This is a genomic window from Terrabacter sp. Root181, assembly GCF_001428505.1.
Taxonomy (GTDB): Bacteria; Actinomycetota; Actinomycetes; order Actinomycetales; family Dermatophilaceae; genus Terrabacter.
The window spans coordinates 14,611-32,916 of the sequence record NZ_LMHU01000001.1; the positions used below are offsets into that span (position 1 = coordinate 14,611).

Genomic DNA, 18,306 nt, shown 5'->3' on the forward strand with positions numbered 1-18,306 from the left:
GCTCACAGGGTCAGCAGCACTTTGGTCGCCCGGCGCTCGTCCATCGCCTCGTAGCCGGCGGCAGTCTCCGAGAGCGGGAGGGTGAGGTCGAAGACCTTGCCGGGGTCGATCTTCCGGTCCCAGATGAGCTGGATGAGCTCGGGCAGGTAGCGTCGCACCGGAGCCGGCCCACCGAGCGTGTGGATGCCGGCGAAGAACAGCTCGATGCCGGGGATCTGCACGTCGTGGTTGACGCCGACGTAGCCGAGGTGTCCACCACCACGGGTCGCACCGACGGCCTGCATGAACGCCTCCTGGGTGCCGACGGCCTCGACGACGGAGTGGGCGCCCAGGCCGCCGGTCAGCTCCTTGATCTTGGCGACCCCGACCTCGCCGCGCTCCTCGACGATGTCGGTCGCGCCGTAGTGGCGCGCGAGCTTCTGGCGCTCCGGGTGGCGCGACATGGCGATGATCCGGTCGGCGCCGAGCTGCTTGGCCGCGAGGATCGCCATCAGCCCGACGGCTCCGTCCCCGACGACCGCGACGGTCTTGCCGGGACCTGCCTGAGCAGCGTCGGCGGCGAACCAGCCGGTGCCGAGCACGTCCGAGGCGGCGAGGAGCGACGGGATGAGGTCCTCGTCCGGCTGACCCGGCGTCGCCACGAGCGTGCCGTCGGCGTGCGGGATGCGAGCCCGCTCCGCCTGGGTGCCGATCCCGCCGTGGACGAACTCGGCGTGGACGCACTTGGACTGGAATCCGGACCGGCAGATCTCGCAGGTGTTGTCGGAGATGACAAACGACCCCACGACGAAGTCGCCCACTTTGACAGTGCTCACGTCCGAGCCGACCTCCTCGACGACCCCGACGTACTCGTGCCCCATGAGGGTGTGGTCGACCGGCTCGACGCCGCGGTAGGGCCACAGGTCGCTGCCGCAGATGCACGTCGCCGTGAGGCGGACGATCGCGTCCGTCGGCTCGATGATCCTCGGGTCCTCGCGCTCCTCCACCCGCACGTCGCCGGGTCCGTACATGACAACTCCACGCATCGCGTGAACTCCTTCAGCTCGCTTCTCGCGGGCAGGCGCCCGCCGGGCCAACGGCCCACCCCACGAGTGAAGCCCCCGGCGAGAGCTCGAGGAAGTCCCTGTCGAGGCACGCACTGACAGGGCACCTCTCACGGCTCGGCCACCCCTCGACGCGGCCTAGTCTCGAAGGTGTGGACAACCGCCAAGAGGTGCGCGAGTTCCTCATGACCCGCCGCGCCCGCATCACCCCCGACCAGGTCGGCCTGCCCGTCAGCCGCGGCCGACGCGTGCCCGGCCTGCGCCGCAGCGAGGTCGCGACCATCGCCGGGCTCAGCGTCGAGTACTACGCCCGGCTCGAGCGCGGCCAGATCGGCGGCGCCTCGGCCGGCGTCCTCGACGCGGTCGCTCGCGCCCTGCAGCTCGACGACACCGAACGCGCCCACCTGCTCGACCTCGCGAGGGCAGCGGACGGCATACCCACGTCCGGGCGTCCGCGCCGACGCGCGGCCGGCAAGCCCGCGTCCCGGCCCAGCCTGCAGTGGGCCCTCGAGTCGATCCGTGACGCCGTCGCCTTCGTGCGCGACCCCCACCAGAACCTGCTCGCCACCAACGCGCTCGGCCGCGCCTTCTACTCGCCCGTCATCGGCGAGGGCGGCCSCCTGCCGAACCTCGCCCGCTTCCAGTTCCTCGACCCGGCCTCGCACGACTTCTACCCGGACTGGGAGCTCTTCGCCGGGATGTGCGTCGGCATCATGCGCACCGAGGCCGGCCGCGACCCGCACGACCGTGGCCTGCAGGACCTCGTCGGCGAGCTCTCCACGCAGAGCGAGGTCTTCGGCCGCCTCTGGAGCGCCCACGACGTGCGCACCCACGGCACTGGCACCAAGCGCTTCACCCACCCCGTCGTGGGCGAGCTGACCCTCGCCTACGAGGAGCTCGCCATCACGGCCGAGCCCGGCCTCGTCCTCATGGTCTACACCGCCGAGCCCGGCTCGCCCTCGGCCGAGCGCCTCCAGCTGCTCGCCTCCTGGGCCGCCGACACCGCGAGCCCCACCGCGACCACCGACACCGCGATCCACAACAGTCAGAAGGAAACCCATGCAGATCACCCGTAGCTCCGTCGACACCGTCAAGGGCCCGAGCGACTGGTTCACCGGCGACGTCTACATCGACGCGGTCGCCGCCGCGCCCAGCCCGTCGCGCGTCTCGGCCAACCTCGTGCACTTCATGCCCGGAGCCCGCACCCACTGGCACCGCCACCCCTTGAGCCAGACCGTCTTCGTTACCGAGGGCGTCGGCCTCTGCCAGCGCCGCGGCGGACCGATCGAGGTCATCCGTCCCGGCGACCGCGTCCTCTTCGAGGCCGACGAGGACCACTGGCACGGCGCAGCGCCCACCCGGCTCATGGTGCACGTCGCCATCAACGAAGGAGACGCGGACCACGACGTCGTGCACTGGCTGACCCCCGTCTCCGACGAGGAGTATGCCGCCGCCCCCTCCCTCTCCGACTGACCGACCCAGACCTGCCGCCGACACCGGCCGCCCCGAAAGGAAAGCAGCCAGGCCCGCGGAGGCGACCGGCTACTCGGTCTCGGGAGAGGGCTCGAAGGAGCGCTTGAGGGAGGCAAGGGTGTGTGACCGCTCCCGCGTCACCATCCGCGCCGCGAGGGGCTTGAACACGCGAGCGAAGCCGTAGAGCTCTGCCTCGGCGGTGTGGTGGACGACCGTGGAGTCGCCGTCGACCTCGAGCACGTAGCTCGGACGCGCCTGCGTCAGCGGGTGGCCGAACATACTGAACGTCTCGCTGAACGCGAGGCGCGTCGACGGCACGTGCTCGGTCACCTCCCCGACGAAGCGACCCATCCGCGTACGGTCCACGTACGTCGTGCCGGACCGCACCGGCAGCGCCGATGTCAGCTCGGTGCCACCGAACACACCGTCACGGTGCATCCACTGCCGATAGCCGGGCAGGTCGGCCAGCCGCTCGAACACCTCACTCGCCGACCGACGGATCACCGTCTGCGCTTCGAACCGAAGCACGCTCCCAGCCATGACGCCTCCTCGCTCGGTGCGGCAACCACTCCGGAGCCTAGGCAGGTCAGGGGTGATCCGCACGCATCGTCGCGAAGGGCGCGGACGACCACACATCCCCGGCTCCGCGGCGGCTGCCGAGCAGGGTCGCCGGCCGGCGCCGCGACGGGGAGTCTGCTGGGAAGTCGCTGGGCAGACCACGAAGACGCCCGGTTCGCGCCCCGAGCCTGCGTACCGTGGAGGCACCGCTCCTCCCTCCCGTGAACGGGTCCGCACCATGACGGCACCGACCGCGGTAGCCACCGGCACCGCACGCACCACCCGCCCGGGCTGGCCTCCGCCCCGGTGGCTCGTCGTCACAGCGGTGCTCGTCCTCGCACTCGTGCTGACCGACGCGGTGTCCCAGGCCATCGCGCCGTTCATCCGCCGCGACGACTGGCCCTACCTGCTGCCTCCGGACACGCCCACCGCGGCCGGGGTCGTGGCCAAGAACCTCAACGAGGGACGGTGGCTGAACTCGGCGTGGTGGTATGTCGTCGGCCAGCACAGCACGGCGACGTCGGCCTCTCTGACGTACGTGGCGGCATACGTCGTCTTCGTCGCGGGTCTGTGGCGCCTGCTGCGGCTGCGGCTCCCGCGTCTTCACTGGGCGGTCGACGCGCTCCTGGGCCTGACCCTCTTCGTCTCGGTCATCTGGGTGCGCCTCTTCTACTGGCCGGGAACACTGACCCCGTCGATGCTCGTCGCTGCCACCGGGGTATGGACGCTGCCGCACGTGGCCAGCAGCCGGTTGCGGTTGGGGACGTGGCTGCTCGTCGTCACCGTCCTGTCGGTGCTGAGCTACCCTCCCGTCGGGGTCGTGCTCTTCGTCTGTGCCGTGGTGCACGTGGGGGTGCGACCGTGGCGAGAGCTCGTCCTTCTGGCGATCGGCTTCATCGTGTCCTACGCGGTCGGCGTCGCCGTCATGTACGCCCTCAACAAGGCCGCGTTCGACCACTTCGGGCTTCGCATCGCCGCCTGGCGGCACCCGAACCCTCTGGTGAGCCTCTACGACGCCAAGGTGAACACCCTTCGCGCGGTGCGCGCCCTCTACCGACTCTCGGCCATCGTCTGGGCCGGCGGTCTCGTGGCCGTCGCGGCCTCCGCGGTCGCCTACCTCGACCTTCGGCTCCGTCCCGCGCTGGTGCGGTTGTGGTTCGCCATCGCGGTCGTCATCGGCCTCGACTCCGCGCAGACTCTCGTGACCGGAATCGACACCGACCCGCGCGGTGAGCTCTGGGCGTGGCTGGCGATCGTCCTGCCCGCGGTGCTGCTGCTGGCCGGTTCGGCGCGATCGCGACGGGTCGGCGTCGCGTGCCTGGCCGTCCTGACCGTGGTCGGTGTCCTCACCTGGCGCTCCGACGTCGGTGAACACCAAGGCAGCCGGCGCGAGTACTCCGCCCTCGTGGAGCAGGCCACGCAGCCGCGATCCGACGGACTGCGACCGCAGGTGGTGCTCTATCAGCCGAAGAAGGAGCAGAACACGACGAGGGGCCGGATCACGGCCGGCACCGTTCGGATGATGGTGCGTGCCGCCCAGGACGGCGTGGTGCCGCGGTGGTGTACCCCCGCGGAGTGCGCACGCATCGCGGCCGCAGGGGCGCCGGTCGTCGACCTCGGGACGGTGGTCGGCGTCGTCGTCCCGCCCCCTCCCGACCGGCTTTGAGTGCCGACTACTTCACGGAACCGGCCGTGAGGCCGCCGACGAGGTGCTTCTCGATGATCGCGAAGAGGATGACGACCGGCACGACGGCGATGACCGACGCCGCGAAGAGCTGGTCCCAGTGCTGCTCGTAGCCGGTGATGTAGGCACGCATGCCGACCGTCAGGGGCTTCTTGTCGTCGTCGATCATCAGGGTCAGGGCCACGACGTACTCGTTCCACGCGGCGATGAAGGTGAAGATCGTCGCCGTGACGAGCCCCGGCAGCGTCAGTGGGAGCATCACCCGGCGCAGGATCTGCCAGCGGCTCGCCCCGTCGAGCGCGGCGGCCTCCTCGACCTCGAGCGGGATGGAGGAGAAGAAGCCGTGCAGGATCCAGATCGCGAAGGCTAGGTTGAACGCCGCGTTGGTGAGGATGAGCGCGCCGTAGGTGTTGATCATGTTGAGCTCGAAGAACTGCCGGTAGAGGCCGACGACGAGCGAGGTGGGCGCGAACATCTGCGTCACGAGCACGACGAGCAGGAAGAGGCCCCGACCGGGGAAGCGGTGCCGGGCCGTCATGAAGGCCGCGGGGATCGCGACGAGGATGACGATCACCGTCGAGCCGGTCGCGATGATGAGCGAGGTCTTGAGCCAGTTGAGGAAGCGCTCGTCGCCGAGGATCTGGGCGTAGGTGTCCCACTGCCAGACCTTCGGCAGAAAGCTCGGCGGCGTGCTCTTGACGTCGCTGCTCGTGCGCAGCGAGTCGAGCACCATGACGAGATAGGGCGCGACGAAGACGAACGCGACGAGCGCGCCACCGATCGCCATGAGGATCCGCTTGCGGCGCTTGGGATCCCGCGGCGTCGCGGTCGGGCCTCCCTGCGGTGCGGGCGCGCCCGCAGACGGCGGCGCAGAGACCGTGGTCGAGGTCATCGGCTCGTCTCCTCTCGCCAGTTGATGATCTTGAGGTAGATGCCGACGACGACGAGGATGAGCAGCACGTTGAAGATGCCCGCGGCCGCCGACATGCCCACGTCGTGCTCCTGGCTCTTGAAGGCCAGCTTGTACATGAACGTGATCGTCGTGTCGTGCGCGTAGCCGGGGTTGCGGTCGTTGAGGGTGTAGATGATCGGGAAGCTGTTGAAGACGTAGATGACGTTGAGCACCGTCGCGATCATGAGCGCGGGACGCATGAGCGGGAGCGTGATGTTCCAGTAGCGCTGCCACGGGCTCGCGCCGTCGACGGTCGCCGCCTCCATGACGTCGTCCGGGATCGCGCCGAGACCGGCGATGAAGACGAAGATCGTGAACGGCAGCGACACGAAGACACCGACGACGACCATCGAGAACATCGTCCAGCTGTCGTCGCCGAGGAAGTCGATCGGCGTGCCGATGACGTGCAGGCTCAGCAGGACGTGGTTGATGATCCCGTAGTTGTAGTCGTAGAGCAGGACGAAGAGCTGGCTCGTGATGACGAGCGACGCGGCCCACGGGATGATGACGGCCCAGCGGACGAACCGTCGCCCCGGGAAGCTCTTCACGAGGAACTGGGCGAGGGCCAGGCTGAGGACGATCGTGATGGCCACCACCGCGACGACCCACACGACCGTGTTGCGCAACACCGTGCCGAGGTCGGGGTGCTGGAGCACGTTGACGTAGTTGTCCCAGCCGGCGTCACCCTTGCGCAGGCCCGTGATGGAGTACTCGCCGCGCGATGCGTCGAAGAGCTTGATCGCCGGGTAGAGCACGACCCCGAGGATGAGGGCGAGCGCCGGCGCGAGCCACAGCAGCGCGACGAGCGGGTGGACCTGGCCGATGCGGCCGGCGCGTCGACGACGGCGCGTGCGGGACGGCATACGCGAGGGGTGGTCCCCCGACCCCGCCGCGGGGGCGGGGTCGGGGGTCACGGTGGTGCTGTCACTCATCGGGGGCGGATGCCTCAGCCGACGCTCTCGGCGGTCCGCTGGAGGCCGTCGAGGGTGGCCTTCGGCGAGCCGTTCATGGCCCCGCCGAGGTTCTGCTGGACGGCGAGCTTGACCTTGTCCCAGGCGGGATCGTCGGTCGGCGTGAGCTTCGCGTTCGGGAGGGTGTTGAGGTAGACGGTGAGCGCCTTCTCGTTGGAGAAGTACTTGACGCCCGACTCCGTGACCGGCAGGAAGCCCTCGGCCTTGATGAAGGTGTTGACCTGGTCAGGGGTGTAGTAGAGGTTGTAGAAGGCCTTGACCGCCTTCTCGTTGCCCGGCTTCTTGAAGGCCATGAGGTAGTCGGTGACGCCGAGCGTCTTGCTCTCGGACCCGTCCATCGTCGGGAACGGCGCGACGCCGTAGTCGACCTTCTTGTCCTTGTCGAGGTCAGCAGCGAGGGGGCTGAATCCGACGACCATGCCGGCCGCGCCGGACTTGAAGAGGTCGAAGGCGTCGGCACGGTTCGTGCGAGCCGGGTTGTTCTGCGTGACCTTCTCGTCGGCGAGCTTCTTGAGGAAGTCGAGGGTCTGGACGTTCTTGTCCGAGTTGATGACCCAGTTGCCGTCGGTCTTCCAGTCGCCGCCGTTGTTGAACATCCACATCGAGAACTCGCCCTGCGCCTCCTCGGGGCCGAGCGGAAGGGCGTAGCCGACCTTGCCGCCGCCGAGGGCGGTGATCTTCTGGGCGTCTGCCTCGAGCTCGGCCCACGTCTTCGGCGGCGCGGTGATGCCGGCCTGCTTGAAGATCGTCTTGTTGTAGAAGAAGGCACGGGCCGACGAGAGGTCGGGGAAGCCGTAGAACTTGCCCTGGTAGGTGCCGTACTTGACGAACGTGTCGAGGATGTCGTCCTTCGCAACCGCCGGGAGCACCGCGTCCGAGTCGTAGAGCAGGCCGTCCTTGGCGTAGCTGGCGTACGCGTTGAGGTTGAGGATGTCGGGGGCCTGGTTGTTCTGGATCATCGTCGAGGACTGCTGGTCGATGTTGTCCCAGCTGACGACCTGCACCTCGAGCGTGTAGCCGGTCTTCTCGTTGTACGTCTTGGCGAAGGCGTCCCAGAACGCCTTCGTGTGGTCCTTGGAGTACTCGGCCGCCACGAGCTTGATCGTCTTGGCCTCCTCGCCGGTGGCACCGGCCGTGCCTCCCGGCGCCGTTCCGGCACCGGTTCCTCCGCCACAGGCGCCGAGGGCGAGGCCTGCGATGGCCAACCCCGCGACGACCACAGACTTCTTCGTCGACCTCATGTCTCTCCTTGGTTCGGTGTCGGGCGAGGTGGCAGCGTGATCACGCGCCGTCCCGGCCACACGGTGAGGCCAACCTAGAGGGGCGTGTTTGCCATTCGCAAGAGCAATTCTGACTGAATGTTCATCGATTCGATCACAATCACGCAGGGAGGCATCGAGCCCGGTCAGACCTGGTGGATCACGACGCCGGCCTCGCGCAGCGCCTCGACCTCGTCGCGATCTGCTCCCACGGTAGTGACGAGATGGTCGATCCGCCCGGCGGGACAGATCGACGCGAAGGTGCGCACCCCGAGTTTGTCACCCGTGGCGACGCAGATGACCTGTTTCGACCGTTCGATCATCGTGCGGATGATGGCGGCCTCCTCCTCGTGGCGGCAGGTCGCGCCCTCGCGCGCCGAGAGGCCGTTGACGCCGACGATGGCGACGTCGAGCCAGAGCTGGTGAAGCACGAGCGTCGCGAGCGGTCCGGTGACCTCGTAGGACTCGGGCCGGGCGACGCCGCCGAGCGAGACGCACTGGACGTGGGGTCGCAGCACCGCCTCGGTCGCGATGTTGAGGGCGTTGGTGACGATGGTGATCTCACCGTCGGCCGCGAGGTCCTCGCGCGCCGTGATGGCCCGCGACGTCGCGGTGGTCGTGGTGCCGCCGTTGAGGCCGATGACCTGGCCCGGCTGCACGAGCGCGGCAGCCGCCTCGGCGACTCGCGTCCGGTCGTCGTCGGCCATGCTGCTGCGGTAGCGGTAGGGCAGCTCGTAGGCGACGGACGTCGCGACGACCCCACCGTGGTTGCGGGCCACGAGCTGGCGCTTGGCGAGCTCGGAGAAGTCACGACGGATGGTGGCCTCGCTGACGCCGAGCAGCTCGGCCGCCTCGCCGACGCCCAGACGGCCGGTCGTCGCGAGACGGTCGAGCATGATCGACCAGCGGCTGGCGCGGTTGCGGGCGAGATCGCTCTCTTCGGTCACGCGCTGACGATACCGCGCAGTTCGAGCAATGGACATGTGCATCTCTGCGCGTTTAGGCTGTGTTTCGCGCAAACACAATCACCACCGCCACGGCCCAGCCGTGTGACCGTCGAACCGTCGGGAGCCACCATGCCGCAGACCACGCACCTCGCCCAGGAGATCGCCACGCAGCCGGACGACTGGGAGCGCGTCGTCACGCGCCTCGACGACGTGGCGCGGCACCTCCCGCGCCCCGGCGAGCGGGTCGCGACGATCGGGTGCGGCACGTCGTGGTTCATGGGACAGGCGTATGCCGTCCGCCGCGAGGAGCTCGGTCAGGGCCCCACCGACGCGTATGCCGCCTCCGAGCACCAGCTCGCGCGCGGCTACGACCGCGTCGTCCTGATCAGCCGCTCCGGCACGACGAGCGAGGTCATGGCCGTCGTCGAGGAGCTGCGCGCCTCGGGTACGCCGCACGTGTCGATCGTCGCGACGGCCGGCACCCCGGTGGCCGAGCGCTCCGACGCGACAGTGCTGCTCGACGACGTGGACGAGCAGAGCGTTGTGCAGACCCGCTTCGCCACGACGACCCTGGCCCTGCTCCGCGCCTCGCTCGGCGACGACATGCGGCCGGTGGCCGAGCAGGCCCGCGCCGTCCTCGCCGAGGACACCTCGGCGGCATACGGCCATCTCGCTCTGGCCGAGCAGGTCACCTTCCTCGGTCGCGGCTGGTCCAACGGCATCGCCAACGAGGCCGCGCTCAAGCTGCGCGAGTCGGCCCAGTTCTGGTCCGAGTCCTACCCCGCCATGGAGTACCGCCATGGTCCGATCAGCATCGCGGCTCCGGGCCGGGCCGTGTGGGCCTTCGGCGAGGTGCCCCAGGGGCTGCCCGAGCAGGTGCGCGCGACCGGTGCCCACTTCGAGCACCGTGACATCGACCCGCTCGCCGACCTCGTGCGCCTGCACCGCCTCTGCCTCGGCAAGGCCGACGCCGCCGGCCTCGACCCCGACGCCCCGCGCAACCTCACCCGCAGCATCGTCCTCACCTGACCCCGTCGAAAGGCCACCTCGGGCCCACCCCCGACCGTCGAAAGGCCACCTCTGGCCCACCCCCGACCGTCGAGAGGCCACCTCGGGCCCACCCCCGACCGTCGAAAGGCCACCTCTGGCCCACCCATCCCGTCAGGAGAGGTGGGCGACACCTGGCCTCTCGACGGTTGCGGCGGGGCAACACGTGGCCTCTCGACGGTTGCGGCGGGGCAACACGTGGCCCTTCGACGGTTGAAGCGGGTGGCTGGTGGAGGGGTCAGCGGAGGGCCAGGAGAGTCATCAGGCGGGCGGCCTCGTCGGTGACGGCGTCACGAGCCGCCCCGAGGTACTTCCTCGTGTCGACCGTCGGCGACGCCTCGAGGCGCGCCGTCATCGCGCGGGTGAACACCTGGTTGAGGTGCGTCGCGATGTTGACCTTGGTCATGCCGGCCCGCACTGCCGCGACGAGACCATCGTCGGGCACGCCGGACGAGCCATGCAGCACCAGGGGCACCGGCACCGAGTCCCTCAGTGCCGCAATGAGATCCGTGTCCAGCTCGGCGGTGCGGTCGGTCATCGCGTGGCTGCTGCCGACGGCCACGGCCAGGGCGTCGACGCCCGTGTCGGCGACGAAGCGCGCCGCGTCGTCGGGGTCGGTGCGCACGCCGGGCGCGTGGACGCCGTCCTTGCCGCCGACCTCGCCCAGCTCGGCCTCGACGCTGACCCCCGCGGCGCGGCACAGCCCGACGACCCGACGGGTCACGGCGCGGTTCTCGTCGTCGGCCAGCGTCGAGCCGTCGAACATCACCGACGTGAGCCCGAGCCGGACCGCCTCTCTGACGAGCGCGACGTCCTCGGCGTGGTCGAGGTGCACGACGACCGGCTGGGCACACGCGTCCGCGATGGCGAGCGTCGCTGCCGCGATCGGGGCGAGCGAACCGTGGTAGCGCACGCAGTTCTCCGAGATCTGCATGACGACGGGCAGGCCGACCCGCTCGGCCGCGGCGGCATACGCCTCCGCGTGCTCGAGCTGGATGACGTTGAAGGCCGCCACGGCGCGGCCGGCGGCTGACGCCTCGGCGAGCAGGGGCGTCAGGGCGGAGCGGGTCACGGACGGATCTCCTCGATCTCGACGGTGGGGAGCAGGCGGCCGACGTCGGCGGGGTCGACGGCGCCCGCGACGGGCTGGAGCACAGCGGCGGCCGACCACGCGACCCCGCGACGCAGCACGGAGGCCCAGGCCTCCGCCCCCTGCGGGAGGTCGCCGTCGCCGTCGAGGTCGGCGGCGAGCGAGGCCGTGAGGGCGTCGCCGGCACCGGTCGGGTTGCCCGAGAGCGGGCGCGGGAGGTGGGCGCGCAGGGCGACGTCCTCGTGGACGAGGACGAGGCCGTTGGTGCCGTCGCTGATGAGGGCGGCCTGGGCCCCGGCGGCCACGAGTGCCCGGGCCGCGTCCGGGACCGACGGCACCTCCCCGCGTCCGAGTCCGGTCAGGGTCTGTGCGGCCTCGACGCGGTTGGGCTTGACGAGCTCCGGGCCGAGACCGAGCGCGCGCAACAGGTGGACGCCGCTGACGTCGAGGACGACGCGCAGACCGGACTCGTGGGCCAGTCGGGTCACCCGGCGCACGAGGTCGGGGTCGGTGCCCGGCGGGAAGCTGCCCGACACCGTCAGCGTCGACGCGTCCGGGGCCAGCGCCGCGATCTCGTCGGCGATGCGGTCCCAGACCCGCTGCGACTGCCCGATACCGGGCTCGTTGAGCAGGGTCACCCGTCCGCTCGCCTCGACGACGGCCACGGACCGACGGGTCGGGCACGGCGAGGGGACGAGACGGTGCGGCACCCGCCGGGCGCCGAGGTCGGACGCGAAGAGGTCGAGGTCCATCTCGCCGACGGGTGCGACCGCGACGGCCCGGCCGCCCATCGACGTCAGCACCGACGCGACGTTGAGCCCCTTGCCGCCGGCACGCTCGCTCACCGACGCGACGCGGTGGGACTCGCCGAGCGCGACGTGGGGGACGGCGTACGTGATGTCGAGGGCCGGGTTCGGCGTGAACGTGACGATCATCGACCGACGAGGTCCAGGGCGATGGTCGCGGCGCCGAGCGATCCGGCGCGGTCGCCGAGCGCCGCGGCCCGGACGGCGACATCGTCACGACCGCCGAGGCGGGCGGTGAGCGCGGTGCGCAGCGGCTCGAGCAGGGTGTCGCCGGCGTGGACGAGGCCACCGCCGATGAGGACGAGCTCGGTGCCGGCGGCCGCGACGACGGGCGCGACCATGATGGCGAGCGCGTCGATGGCCTCCTGCCAGATGCGGCGGGCCTCGGGCTCACCGGCCTCGGCGCGGCGGGCCACCTCCTCGGCGTCGCCGACGAGGCCGGTCGCCTCGGACCAACGGCGGCCGATCGCACCCGCGCTCGACAGGGCCTCGAGACACCCGCGCTGACCACAGGCGCAGAGCGGGCCGTCGGGCACGACCACGATGTGGCCGATCTCGCCGGTCCAGAGCGACCCAGTGACGAGCTGGCCGCGGCAGAGGATGGCACTGGCGAGGCCGGTGCCGAGGGGCACGAAAAGGACGTTGTCTGCCTCGCGCGCGGCGCCGAGGCGGTGCTCGGCGAGCAGTCCGGACCGCACGTCGTGGCCGATCGCGACGGGCACGTCGACGTGGGCCGCGATGCCGCCGCGCAGGTCGAGGTCGCGCCAGCCGAGGTTGGCCGACCACACGCCGATGCCGGTCACGTCGTCGACGAGGCCGGGCACCGCGACGCCGACCGCGAGCAGGTCGACCGCGTCCCCGACGCGGGCCGTCAGCTCGACGACGGCCTTGGCGGCGACCTCGCCGAGCTGGTCGCCGACCTTCTCGGGGGTGGGTCGCACGGCCTCGGCGAGGACCTGGCCGTCGGGCGTCACGAGGGCCGACTTGATCCGGGTGCCGCCGACGTCGATCCCTACCACTGCTTCGCGCATCACGACGCGCAGTCTATGAGCATTAATGCGCGGTTGCACACTCGATCGAGCACATTTGGACACATTGACCGGCAGATGGGCACGTTGGCCAGCCTGCCACCCCGGGCAGCGCGCCGCTCGCGAAGTGGCGGCCCGAGCGTCAGCGCAGGTAGAGGGCCCGCGCCGGGCACAACCGCACGGCTGTGTTGGCCAGGTCGCGCCCCTCGCCCGCCTCGACGCGGTCGTCGGTGACCACCGGATCGCCCCACTCGTCCAGCGTCACCCCGGCCAGCAGCTGGGCGCACACCCTGTGCCCGCTGCACGCGACGCGGTCGACGGCGAGGTGCCGGTCGCGGACGAGTCCGAGGCGGCGGCGCGTGTGGTCGTCACCGTCCGCACGGTCGGCGGCGTCGCACCGGCCGGCGCGGTGCTGCTCGAGGTGGTCGGCGAGGACGCGGAGCGCCGACCCGGCGAAACCCGCGACCCCGTCGGGGAAGCGGCACGCGCCACGCCCCGGCAGCAGCCCGACCCGCGAGCGGACGCGGTCGTATGCCGCCCGGTCCCCTCCCGCGGCCAGCGCGCGCCAGTCGGTGGCGAGGGCAGGCCGTCCGAACATGCACGGGCCGCACTGTCCCGCCGACTCGCCCGCAGCCCAGGTGAGGCAGCGGTCGACGAACTCGAGCGGGCAGTCGCGCGGGTCGAGCGCCTCGACGACGCCGGGTCCGGTGCGGGCCCCGACCCGGGCGAGGTCGGCGTCGGACCACAGCAGTCCGGAGAGGTTCTCGACGGCGACGAAAGTGCCGCCGAGGCCTCCGACGAGAACGACGCGCGAACCGGCGGCGAGACCTCCGGCGAGGTCGAGCAGGTCGGTGAGCGGAGCACCGGCCGCCGTCCCGACGACGACGCCCCGGGCCGCCGGCGTGCTGACGGAGACGAGCCGCGGTCCGGGCTGGGCGGGCGTGCCGAACGACCGGAACCAGGCGGGGCCGAGGCGCGAGATCTGCGCCGCCCGCCAGACCGTCTCGGCGTTGAGCACGACGGCCGGGCTGATCCGGCGACCCTCGGAGTCCCGACCACCGCGCACGAACGGCTGCCGCTTCGTCATGGGACGCGCGAGCCCATCCTGCGCGAGCGAGATGATCGCCGACTCCTCCGACGAGCCGTAGCGCGGTGGCACGTGGAGCACGCGCAGCCCGGCCTCCCGCAGACGGAGGGCGGTCCCGGAGCCGCGGTGGGCGGCATACGTGACCGGAGCGCCGGCGGCACACGGCATACGCAAACGGCTTGCGGCCGAACGCGATCGGGACGACGCTGCGCTCATGGCACTGGGAATCCACAGCATCACGTTCGACTGCGCCGACTCGCGCTCCCTCGCGACGTTCTGGGCGGGCCTGCTCGGCTGGAACGTCTTCTACGACGACGACCCGGAGGTGGTCGTTGCCCCCTCCTTCCCCAATCCCGGCATGGGGCTGCTCTTCATCCCGGTGCCAGAGGGCAAGACGGCGAAGAACCGCGTCCACTTCGACGTCGCACCCGACGTGGGCACCCGCGACGAGGCCGTCGAGCGGGCCCTCGCCGCGGGTGCCGCCATCCTCGGGGACCACCGCAAGGAGGACGGCACCGGCTGGGTGACGCTGACCGACCCCGAGGGCAACGAGTTCTGCATCGAGCGCGGGGAGGCGGAGCGGGGTCCGCGCGCGTCCGCGGCCTACCGGATCGGCTGACGCGCGGGGCCTCAGGCGTCCGGGGACACTCCGTGTCGGGTGAGGAAGGCGGCTGCGGTGTCGGCGACCTCGCGCCATCCGCTGTCGACGACGAGCGAGTGCCCGCGGCCCGGGATCTCGATGATCTCGGTGGGCCCGGCGTTCTTCTGCTGGCGCTTGTAGGACGCGTGGGCGATGGCCCAGGGCACGATGTGGTCCTTCTCGCCGCTGATGACGAGGAGCGGGCCGCGGTCGGGGTTGGCCGTGTCGACGCTCGCCTCGGTGCGCGGGTTGACGTTCGCCGTGGCGGCCTGGAAGAGCGGGCGTCCTGGCGCCGCAACGGGATACGTGCGGTAGAGGTCAGCGGCCTCTTCGGCGCTCACGGCGTTGGCGAAGGCGTAGCGGTACTGGTCGAAGGTCAGTGACACGTGCCGGTTGAAGTTGGCCGGGTTGGACAGGACGGGCGAGCTCGCACGGAGGGCCGACACCGGCAGGGGAAGCACCCCGCGGAAGGGCGCGGGGTCGATGGCGACGGAGGCCCGGGCGAGGCCGAGGCCGGCGAGCTTCTGCGTGATGAGGCCGCCGAAGGAGTGCCCGATGACGACCGGGGCCCGGTCGAGCAGCCGGATGACGTCGGCGACGTGGTCGGTGACCTGACCGACGGTCTTGCCGGCGAAGACCTCCGGGTGGGCGCGTGCCTCCTCGACGGTCTCGGGGTCGTCGGGCCAGCCGGGCGCGAGCGTCGCGTAGCCGAGGGACTCGAAGTGCTCGCGCCAGGCGTCCCAGCTGCTGGGGAGCAGCCACAGGCCGTGCACGAAGACGACGGGCTGGCGACCGCTCGCGTTGGCGGCCTCGACCTGGGCGCGCTCGGTGGCGGTGATGACGGACGTGGTGGTGGCGGCCGGCGAAGAGCTCATGGTGTTCTCCCGTGCAGTGAGGGGGCGGGCGGGTCCAGCAGGTAGAACGATCGTTCTACGATATCCATTCCCGACCCGCCGCGCCAGAGGGCCGGGTCGGAGGTTCGTCGCCGCCGCCGTCGCCACCGCCGTCCCCGCCGCAGCCGTCTCGGTCGCGCGGCCGCCCTGCGTTAGCGTGGCGATGTGGACGAGCCGACGACGACGCGGACCCCCGGCCGCGAGCGGCTCCTGGCCGCCGCGTCACGCCTCTTCTACCGCGAGGGCATCAACGGCGTCGGCGTCGACCGCATCCTCGAGGAGGCCGGCGTCACGCGCGCCACGATGTACCGCCACTTCGCCGGCAAGGAGGCACTCGTCGCGGCCTACCTCGAGTCCGAGGACGCCACGCTGCGCGGCTACTTCGCCGACGCGGAGGCCGAGGGCGGCACGCCGACCGAGCTGCTCGGCCGGGTCATCGACACCATCGCGATCGACATCACGAGCTACCACACGCGCGGCTGCCCCTTCATCAACGCGGCCGCGGAGTTCCCCGACGCCGACAGCCCGGTGCGGCGCATCGTCACCGCGCACCGGACGTGGTTCCGGCAGGCCCTGGCCGAGCTGGCCCGTGCCGCAGGGCTGCCCGATCCCGATGCCGCGGCCGCATCGCTCGTCCTCCTCCGTGACGCCGCCCTCGTGGGGGGCTACCTCGACGGGGTCGAGGTCACCGCCCCGGCCTTCGTCGCGACGGCACGGCAGGTCGCCGGGCTCGACGTGTAGTCGACCACCGGATCACTCCCGACAGGTCAGTCGCCGGCCCTCGCGAGCGCCACGCTCTTCGGCACGACGAGGCGCCAGGCGTCGATGACGATCTCGCGCATCCGGTCGACGTCGAGCGCGTCGAGCCGCACCTCGACCCAGTTGAAGCGGAGGTCGGACCGGCGGGGCATGAGGAAGACGTCGGGCTCGCTCGCGACGAGCACGTCGCGCTCCTCCTTGGGGAAGGCGAATCCCAGCTGCGTCTCGTCGGCGGAGAACGCCAGCCACACGATCTTGCCGACACGGAACTTCACGCGGTCGCGGACGAGCACCTCGTACGAACGGGGAAGCTGCTCGGCCACGCGCCGCACGTCGTCGATGGTCACGGGCACCCCTCCACCCTGGCACGCACGGCCGGCCGACACGCCGTCCGATGCCTCTGAGTGCGAGGGACCGCTCCACATCCCCGCTGCGAACGGAGCCGGCCCGGCACCCGCGAAAGCAGTTCCGCTGACGTGCGCGACGGCATACCCTGCCTCTGTCGCGACCTCGACGGCCTCCGGGCCGGGCGGGCTGAAACGTCGACTCCCTGACACGACGACAAGGAGACGACGTATGCCGTCCAGCCCCGCCCCGCCCACCGTCCCGAGCGTGCCCACCGTCCCGGCGCGCCTGTTCGCCTTCCTCGACCGCCTCGCCGCCGAGCTCGACCGGCGCGGCGACGCCGTCGCCCTGCTCGGCCTCGGGTCGGTCGGGCGCGACCTGCACCGCCTCGACGAGCACTCCGACGCGGACTTCTTCGTCGTCGTCGACGACGCGGCGACCCGTGACCGCTACATCGCCGACATCGACTGGCTCGAGGCGGCCCACCCCGTCGTGTGGTCGTTCGAGAACAGCGACCTCGGCCGCAAGGCGCTCCTCGAGGGCGACCTCTTCGCGGAGTACGCCGTCCTCGCCCTCGCCGACATGGCGACCGCCGGCTACCCGCCGGGGCGCATCCACTGGAGCCGCGGCGACGCGCCCGTCGGCCTCGAGGTGCCGACGACGCCTGTGCCGCAACCGCCCTCGCTCGAGCACGAGGTCGGCGAGGCGATCACGAACCTCTACGTCGGGCTGCACCGCGACCTGCGCGGCGAGCGCCTCACGGCGACCCGCTTCATCCAGGGGTATGCCGTCGACCGCTGGGTCACGGTGCTCGACCACCTGGGGCTCGGTCGCGGTGCCCGTCAGGACGTCTTCGTCGTCGACCGTGGCGTCGAGCGGCGTTTCGGGCCCGAGCTGCTGCCGCTCGCCGACCTCGTGCCGGGCTACGAGCGCAACGCGCACGCGGCGGCGACCCTGCTCGGGCTGCTCGAGGCGCACGTCGAGCTCGACCCGACGATCGTCGCGGCGGTGCGCGACCTCGTCGCCCGCTCGGCCGCCGAGGCTCAGTCGCGGGCGAGCTCGAGCTCGTAGACGAGCAGGGTCAGGGTCGCGATCGGCGACCAGTCGCGCTCGGGGGCGCGGGTGAAGCCGAAGCGCTCGTAGACGCGGTGCGCCGCGTGCATCATCGGCTGCGTCGAGAGCACGACGCGGGTGCGGCCGAGGGCCCGGGCGCGGTCGACGCACTCGCGGACGAGGGCCGTCCCGACGCCGCGACCGCGACCGGCGGGGGCGACAGCCAGGGTCCGGAACTCGGCCTCGCCCTCGCGGGCGACGTCGGCGAACGGGCCCGGGGCCCCGACGAACGCGACCCCACCGAGCACCGTGTCGTCGGCGTCGACCGCGACGAGCACCTCGGCGTGCTCGGCCCGGCGGCCGACGTCGCGGAGCACGGCAAGGTAGGGGTCATCGGTGCCGAAGTCGAGCAGCCCGTCGTCGAGGTAGGCCGCGGCCGTCAGCTCACCGAGCCGTTCGTAGTCGCCCGGGTGCGCCGCGCGGATCGTGAAGCCGTCCATGCGCGCCAGTGTCGCAGCCGGCCATGGTCGGCCGTGCCGGCCGTCCGGATCGTTCGGATCGTCCGGATCGTTCGGATGGTTCGGAGCGCCCGGGTCGTCACGATCGCCCGGAGATGGCCTCCCATGCGACCAGCAGACTCCACCCAGCCGGTTCGCAGAAACCGCACCTAC

At 71.4% G+C, this 18,306-nt stretch carries 20 protein-coding genes; 7 read left to right on the plus strand and 13 right to left on the minus strand.

All coding sequences use genetic code 11. The annotated features are described in order from the left end of the window. Positions 1–2 precede the first annotated feature (2 nt). Positions 3–1,025 carry a zinc-dependent alcohol dehydrogenase family protein gene (locus ASD90_RS00065; RefSeq protein ID WP_056749938.1) on the minus strand — a complete coding sequence of 341 codons (1,023 nt, stop codon included), beginning with the start codon at positions 1,023–1,025 and terminating at the stop codon, positions 3–5. Positions 1,026–1,195: 170 nt separating this feature from the next. Between ASD90_RS00065 and ASD90_RS00070 the strand changes: the two genes are divergently transcribed. Both ASD90_RS00070 and ASD90_RS00075 read left to right on the plus strand, forming a co-directional pair. Then, entirely contained in the window at positions 1,196–2,119 is a 924-nt protein-coding gene (locus tag ASD90_RS00070) for a helix-turn-helix transcriptional regulator (protein ID WP_200958509.1), read from the plus strand. Beyond that, positions 2,103–2,516 carry a cupin domain-containing protein gene (locus ASD90_RS00075; protein WP_056749940.1) on the plus strand — a complete coding sequence of 138 codons (414 nt, stop codon included), beginning with the start codon at positions 2,103–2,105 and terminating at the stop codon, positions 2,514–2,516. The genes ASD90_RS00070 and ASD90_RS00075 overlap by 17 nt, the downstream gene beginning before the upstream one ends. Before the next feature lie 69 nt (positions 2,517–2,585). On the opposite strand, the gene ASD90_RS23715 is transcribed toward ASD90_RS00075, so the two are convergent. Beyond that, complete coding sequence (locus ASD90_RS23715; protein ID WP_056749942.1) at positions 2,586–3,056, minus strand: SRPBCC family protein; 471 nt, start codon at positions 3,054–3,056, stop codon at positions 2,586–2,588. Between the two features lie 256 nt (positions 3,057–3,312). Here ASD90_RS23715 and ASD90_RS00085 point away from each other — a divergent pair, with 256 nt between their 5' ends. Continuing rightward, complete coding sequence (locus ASD90_RS00085; protein ID WP_056749945.1) at positions 3,313–4,740, plus strand: hypothetical protein; 1,428 nt, start codon at positions 3,313–3,315, stop codon at positions 4,738–4,740. 7 nt (positions 4,741–4,747) lie between these two features. On the opposite strand, the gene ASD90_RS00090 is transcribed toward ASD90_RS00085, so the two are convergent. The 4 genes from ASD90_RS00090 to ASD90_RS00105 form a co-directional block, all read right to left on the minus strand. After that, a complete protein-coding gene (locus ASD90_RS00090; protein WP_056749947.1) occupies positions 4,748–5,650 on the minus strand; it encodes a carbohydrate ABC transporter permease in 903 nt (300 codons plus the stop codon). Continuing rightward, the gene (locus ASD90_RS00095; RefSeq protein ID WP_235506327.1) at positions 5,647–6,642 is read right to left on the minus strand and encodes a carbohydrate ABC transporter permease; all 996 of its coding nucleotides are present in this window, start codon (positions 6,640–6,642) and stop codon (positions 5,647–5,649) included. Before ASD90_RS00095 ends, ASD90_RS00090 begins: the two co-directional genes overlap by 4 nt. Before the next feature lie 14 nt (positions 6,643–6,656). Next, positions 6,657–7,922: an extracellular solute-binding protein gene (locus ASD90_RS00100; protein WP_235506328.1), complete on the minus strand. Its 1,266-nt coding sequence runs from the start codon at positions 7,920–7,922 to the stop codon at positions 6,657–6,659. Positions 7,923–8,086: 164 nt separating this feature from the next. Next, a complete protein-coding gene (locus tag ASD90_RS00105; protein WP_082588379.1) occupies positions 8,087–8,887 on the minus strand; it encodes a DeoR/GlpR family DNA-binding transcription regulator in 801 nt (266 codons plus the stop codon). A 129-nt stretch (positions 8,888–9,016) separates the two neighbouring features. On the opposite strand from ASD90_RS00105, the gene ASD90_RS00110 reads away from it, so the two are divergent. Then, on the plus strand, positions 9,017–9,916 hold the full coding sequence (locus ASD90_RS00110; protein WP_056754107.1) for an SIS domain-containing protein: 900 nt from the start codon (positions 9,017–9,019) through the stop codon (positions 9,914–9,916). 256 nt (positions 9,917–10,172) lie between these two features. Here the strand turns inward: ASD90_RS00110 and ASD90_RS00115 are convergent, their stop codons facing one another. From ASD90_RS00115 to ASD90_RS00130, 4 genes are all read right to left on the minus strand, one after another. Then, positions 10,173–11,006 carry a class II fructose-bisphosphate aldolase gene (locus ASD90_RS00115; RefSeq protein WP_056749962.1) on the minus strand — a complete coding sequence of 278 codons (834 nt, stop codon included), beginning with the start codon at positions 11,004–11,006 and terminating at the stop codon, positions 10,173–10,175. Continuing rightward, a complete protein-coding gene (locus ASD90_RS00120) occupies positions 11,003–11,959 on the minus strand; it encodes a 1-phosphofructokinase family hexose kinase (protein WP_056749968.1) in 957 nt (318 codons plus the stop codon). Before ASD90_RS00120 ends, ASD90_RS00115 begins: the two co-directional genes overlap by 4 nt. Beyond that, positions 11,956–12,861, minus strand: coding sequence for an ROK family protein (locus ASD90_RS00125; protein WP_056749971.1), 906 nt, complete (start codon positions 12,859–12,861; stop codon positions 11,956–11,958). Before ASD90_RS00125 ends, ASD90_RS00120 begins: the two co-directional genes overlap by 4 nt. Positions 12,862–13,000: 139 nt before the next feature. After that, on the minus strand, positions 13,001–14,113 hold the full coding sequence (locus tag ASD90_RS00130) for an NADH-ubiquinone oxidoreductase-F iron-sulfur binding region domain-containing protein (protein WP_235506329.1): 1,113 nt from the start codon (positions 14,111–14,113) through the stop codon (positions 13,001–13,003). A gap of 46 nt (positions 14,114–14,159) precedes the next feature. Between ASD90_RS00130 and ASD90_RS00135 the strand changes: the two genes are divergently transcribed. Further along, entirely contained in the window at positions 14,160–14,564 is a 405-nt protein-coding gene (locus ASD90_RS00135) for a VOC family protein (RefSeq protein WP_056749974.1), read from the plus strand. An 11-nt stretch (positions 14,565–14,575) separates the two neighbouring features. Here ASD90_RS00135 and ASD90_RS00140 read toward each other — a convergent pair whose 3' ends face one another. Further along, positions 14,576–15,460, minus strand: a complete 885-nt coding sequence (locus ASD90_RS00140; protein ID WP_056749976.1) for an alpha/beta hydrolase — start codon at positions 15,458–15,460, stop codon at positions 14,576–14,578. Positions 15,461–15,643: 183 nt separating this feature from the next. Between ASD90_RS00140 and ASD90_RS00145 the strand changes: the two genes are divergently transcribed. Beyond that, positions 15,644–16,219, plus strand: coding sequence for a TetR/AcrR family transcriptional regulator (locus ASD90_RS00145; RefSeq protein ID WP_056749983.1), 576 nt, complete (start codon positions 15,644–15,646; stop codon positions 16,217–16,219). Between the two features lie 26 nt (positions 16,220–16,245). On the opposite strand, the gene ASD90_RS00150 is transcribed toward ASD90_RS00145, so the two are convergent. After that, positions 16,246–16,590: an MmcQ/YjbR family DNA-binding protein gene (locus ASD90_RS00150; RefSeq protein ID WP_056749986.1), complete on the minus strand. Its 345-nt coding sequence runs from the start codon at positions 16,588–16,590 to the stop codon at positions 16,246–16,248. Between the two features lie 223 nt (positions 16,591–16,813). Between ASD90_RS00150 and ASD90_RS00155 the strand changes: the two genes are divergently transcribed. After that, entirely contained in the window at positions 16,814–17,653 is an 840-nt protein-coding gene (locus tag ASD90_RS00155) for a hypothetical protein (protein WP_056749989.1), read from the plus strand. Here ASD90_RS00155 and ASD90_RS00160 read toward each other — a convergent pair. Beyond that, positions 17,626–18,135, minus strand: coding sequence for a GNAT family N-acetyltransferase (locus ASD90_RS00160; RefSeq protein WP_056749992.1), 510 nt, complete (start codon positions 18,133–18,135; stop codon positions 17,626–17,628). The two genes, ASD90_RS00155 and ASD90_RS00160, sit on opposite strands and share 28 nt — an antisense overlap. Between the last annotated feature and the right edge of the window lie 171 nt (positions 18,136–18,306).

Coding starts and splice junctions, on each gene's coding strand:
- ASD90_RS00140 (WP_056749976.1), bottom strand. CDS start 15,460: ATGAGCTCTTCGCCGGCCGCCACCACCACGTCCGTCATCACCGCCACC.
- ASD90_RS00075 (WP_056749940.1), top strand. CDS start 2,103: ATGCAGATCACCCGTAGCTCCGTCGACACCGTCAAGGGCCCGAGCGAC.
- ASD90_RS00110 (WP_056754107.1), top strand. CDS start 9,017: ATGCCGCAGACCACGCACCTCGCCCAGGAGATCGCCACGCAGCCGGAC.
- ASD90_RS00100 (WP_235506328.1), bottom strand. CDS start 7,922: ATGAGGTCGACGAAGAAGTCTGTGGTCGTCGCGGGGTTGGCCATCGCA.
- ASD90_RS00095 (WP_235506327.1), bottom strand. CDS start 6,642: ATGAGTGACAGCACCACCGTGACCCCCGACCCCGCCCCCGCGGCGGGG.
- ASD90_RS00160 (WP_056749992.1), bottom strand. CDS start 18,135: ATGGACGGCTTCACGATCCGCGCGGCGCACCCGGGCGACTACGAACGG.
- ASD90_RS00065 (WP_056749938.1), bottom strand. CDS start 1,025: ATGCGTGGAGTTGTCATGTACGGACCCGGCGACGTGCGGGTGGAGGAG.
- ASD90_RS00155 (WP_056749989.1), top strand. CDS start 16,814: ATGCCGTCCAGCCCCGCCCCGCCCACCGTCCCGAGCGTGCCCACCGTC.
- ASD90_RS00135 (WP_056749974.1), top strand. CDS start 14,160: ATGGCACTGGGAATCCACAGCATCACGTTCGACTGCGCCGACTCGCGC.
- ASD90_RS00130 (WP_235506329.1), bottom strand. CDS start 14,113: ATGCCGTGTGCCGCCGGCGCTCCGGTCACGTATGCCGCCCACCGCGGC.
- ASD90_RS00120 (WP_056749968.1), bottom strand. CDS start 11,959: ATGATCGTCACGTTCACGCCGAACCCGGCCCTCGACATCACGTACGCC.
- ASD90_RS23715 (WP_056749942.1), bottom strand. CDS start 3,056: ATGGCTGGGAGCGTGCTTCGGTTCGAAGCGCAGACGGTGATCCGTCGG.
- ASD90_RS00090 (WP_056749947.1), bottom strand. CDS start 5,650: ATGACCTCGACCACGGTCTCTGCGCCGCCGTCTGCGGGCGCGCCCGCA.
- ASD90_RS00125 (WP_056749971.1), bottom strand. CDS start 12,861: ATGCGCGAAGCAGTGGTAGGGATCGACGTCGGCGGCACCCGGATCAAG.
- ASD90_RS00085 (WP_056749945.1), top strand. CDS start 3,313: ATGACGGCACCGACCGCGGTAGCCACCGGCACCGCACGCACCACCCGC.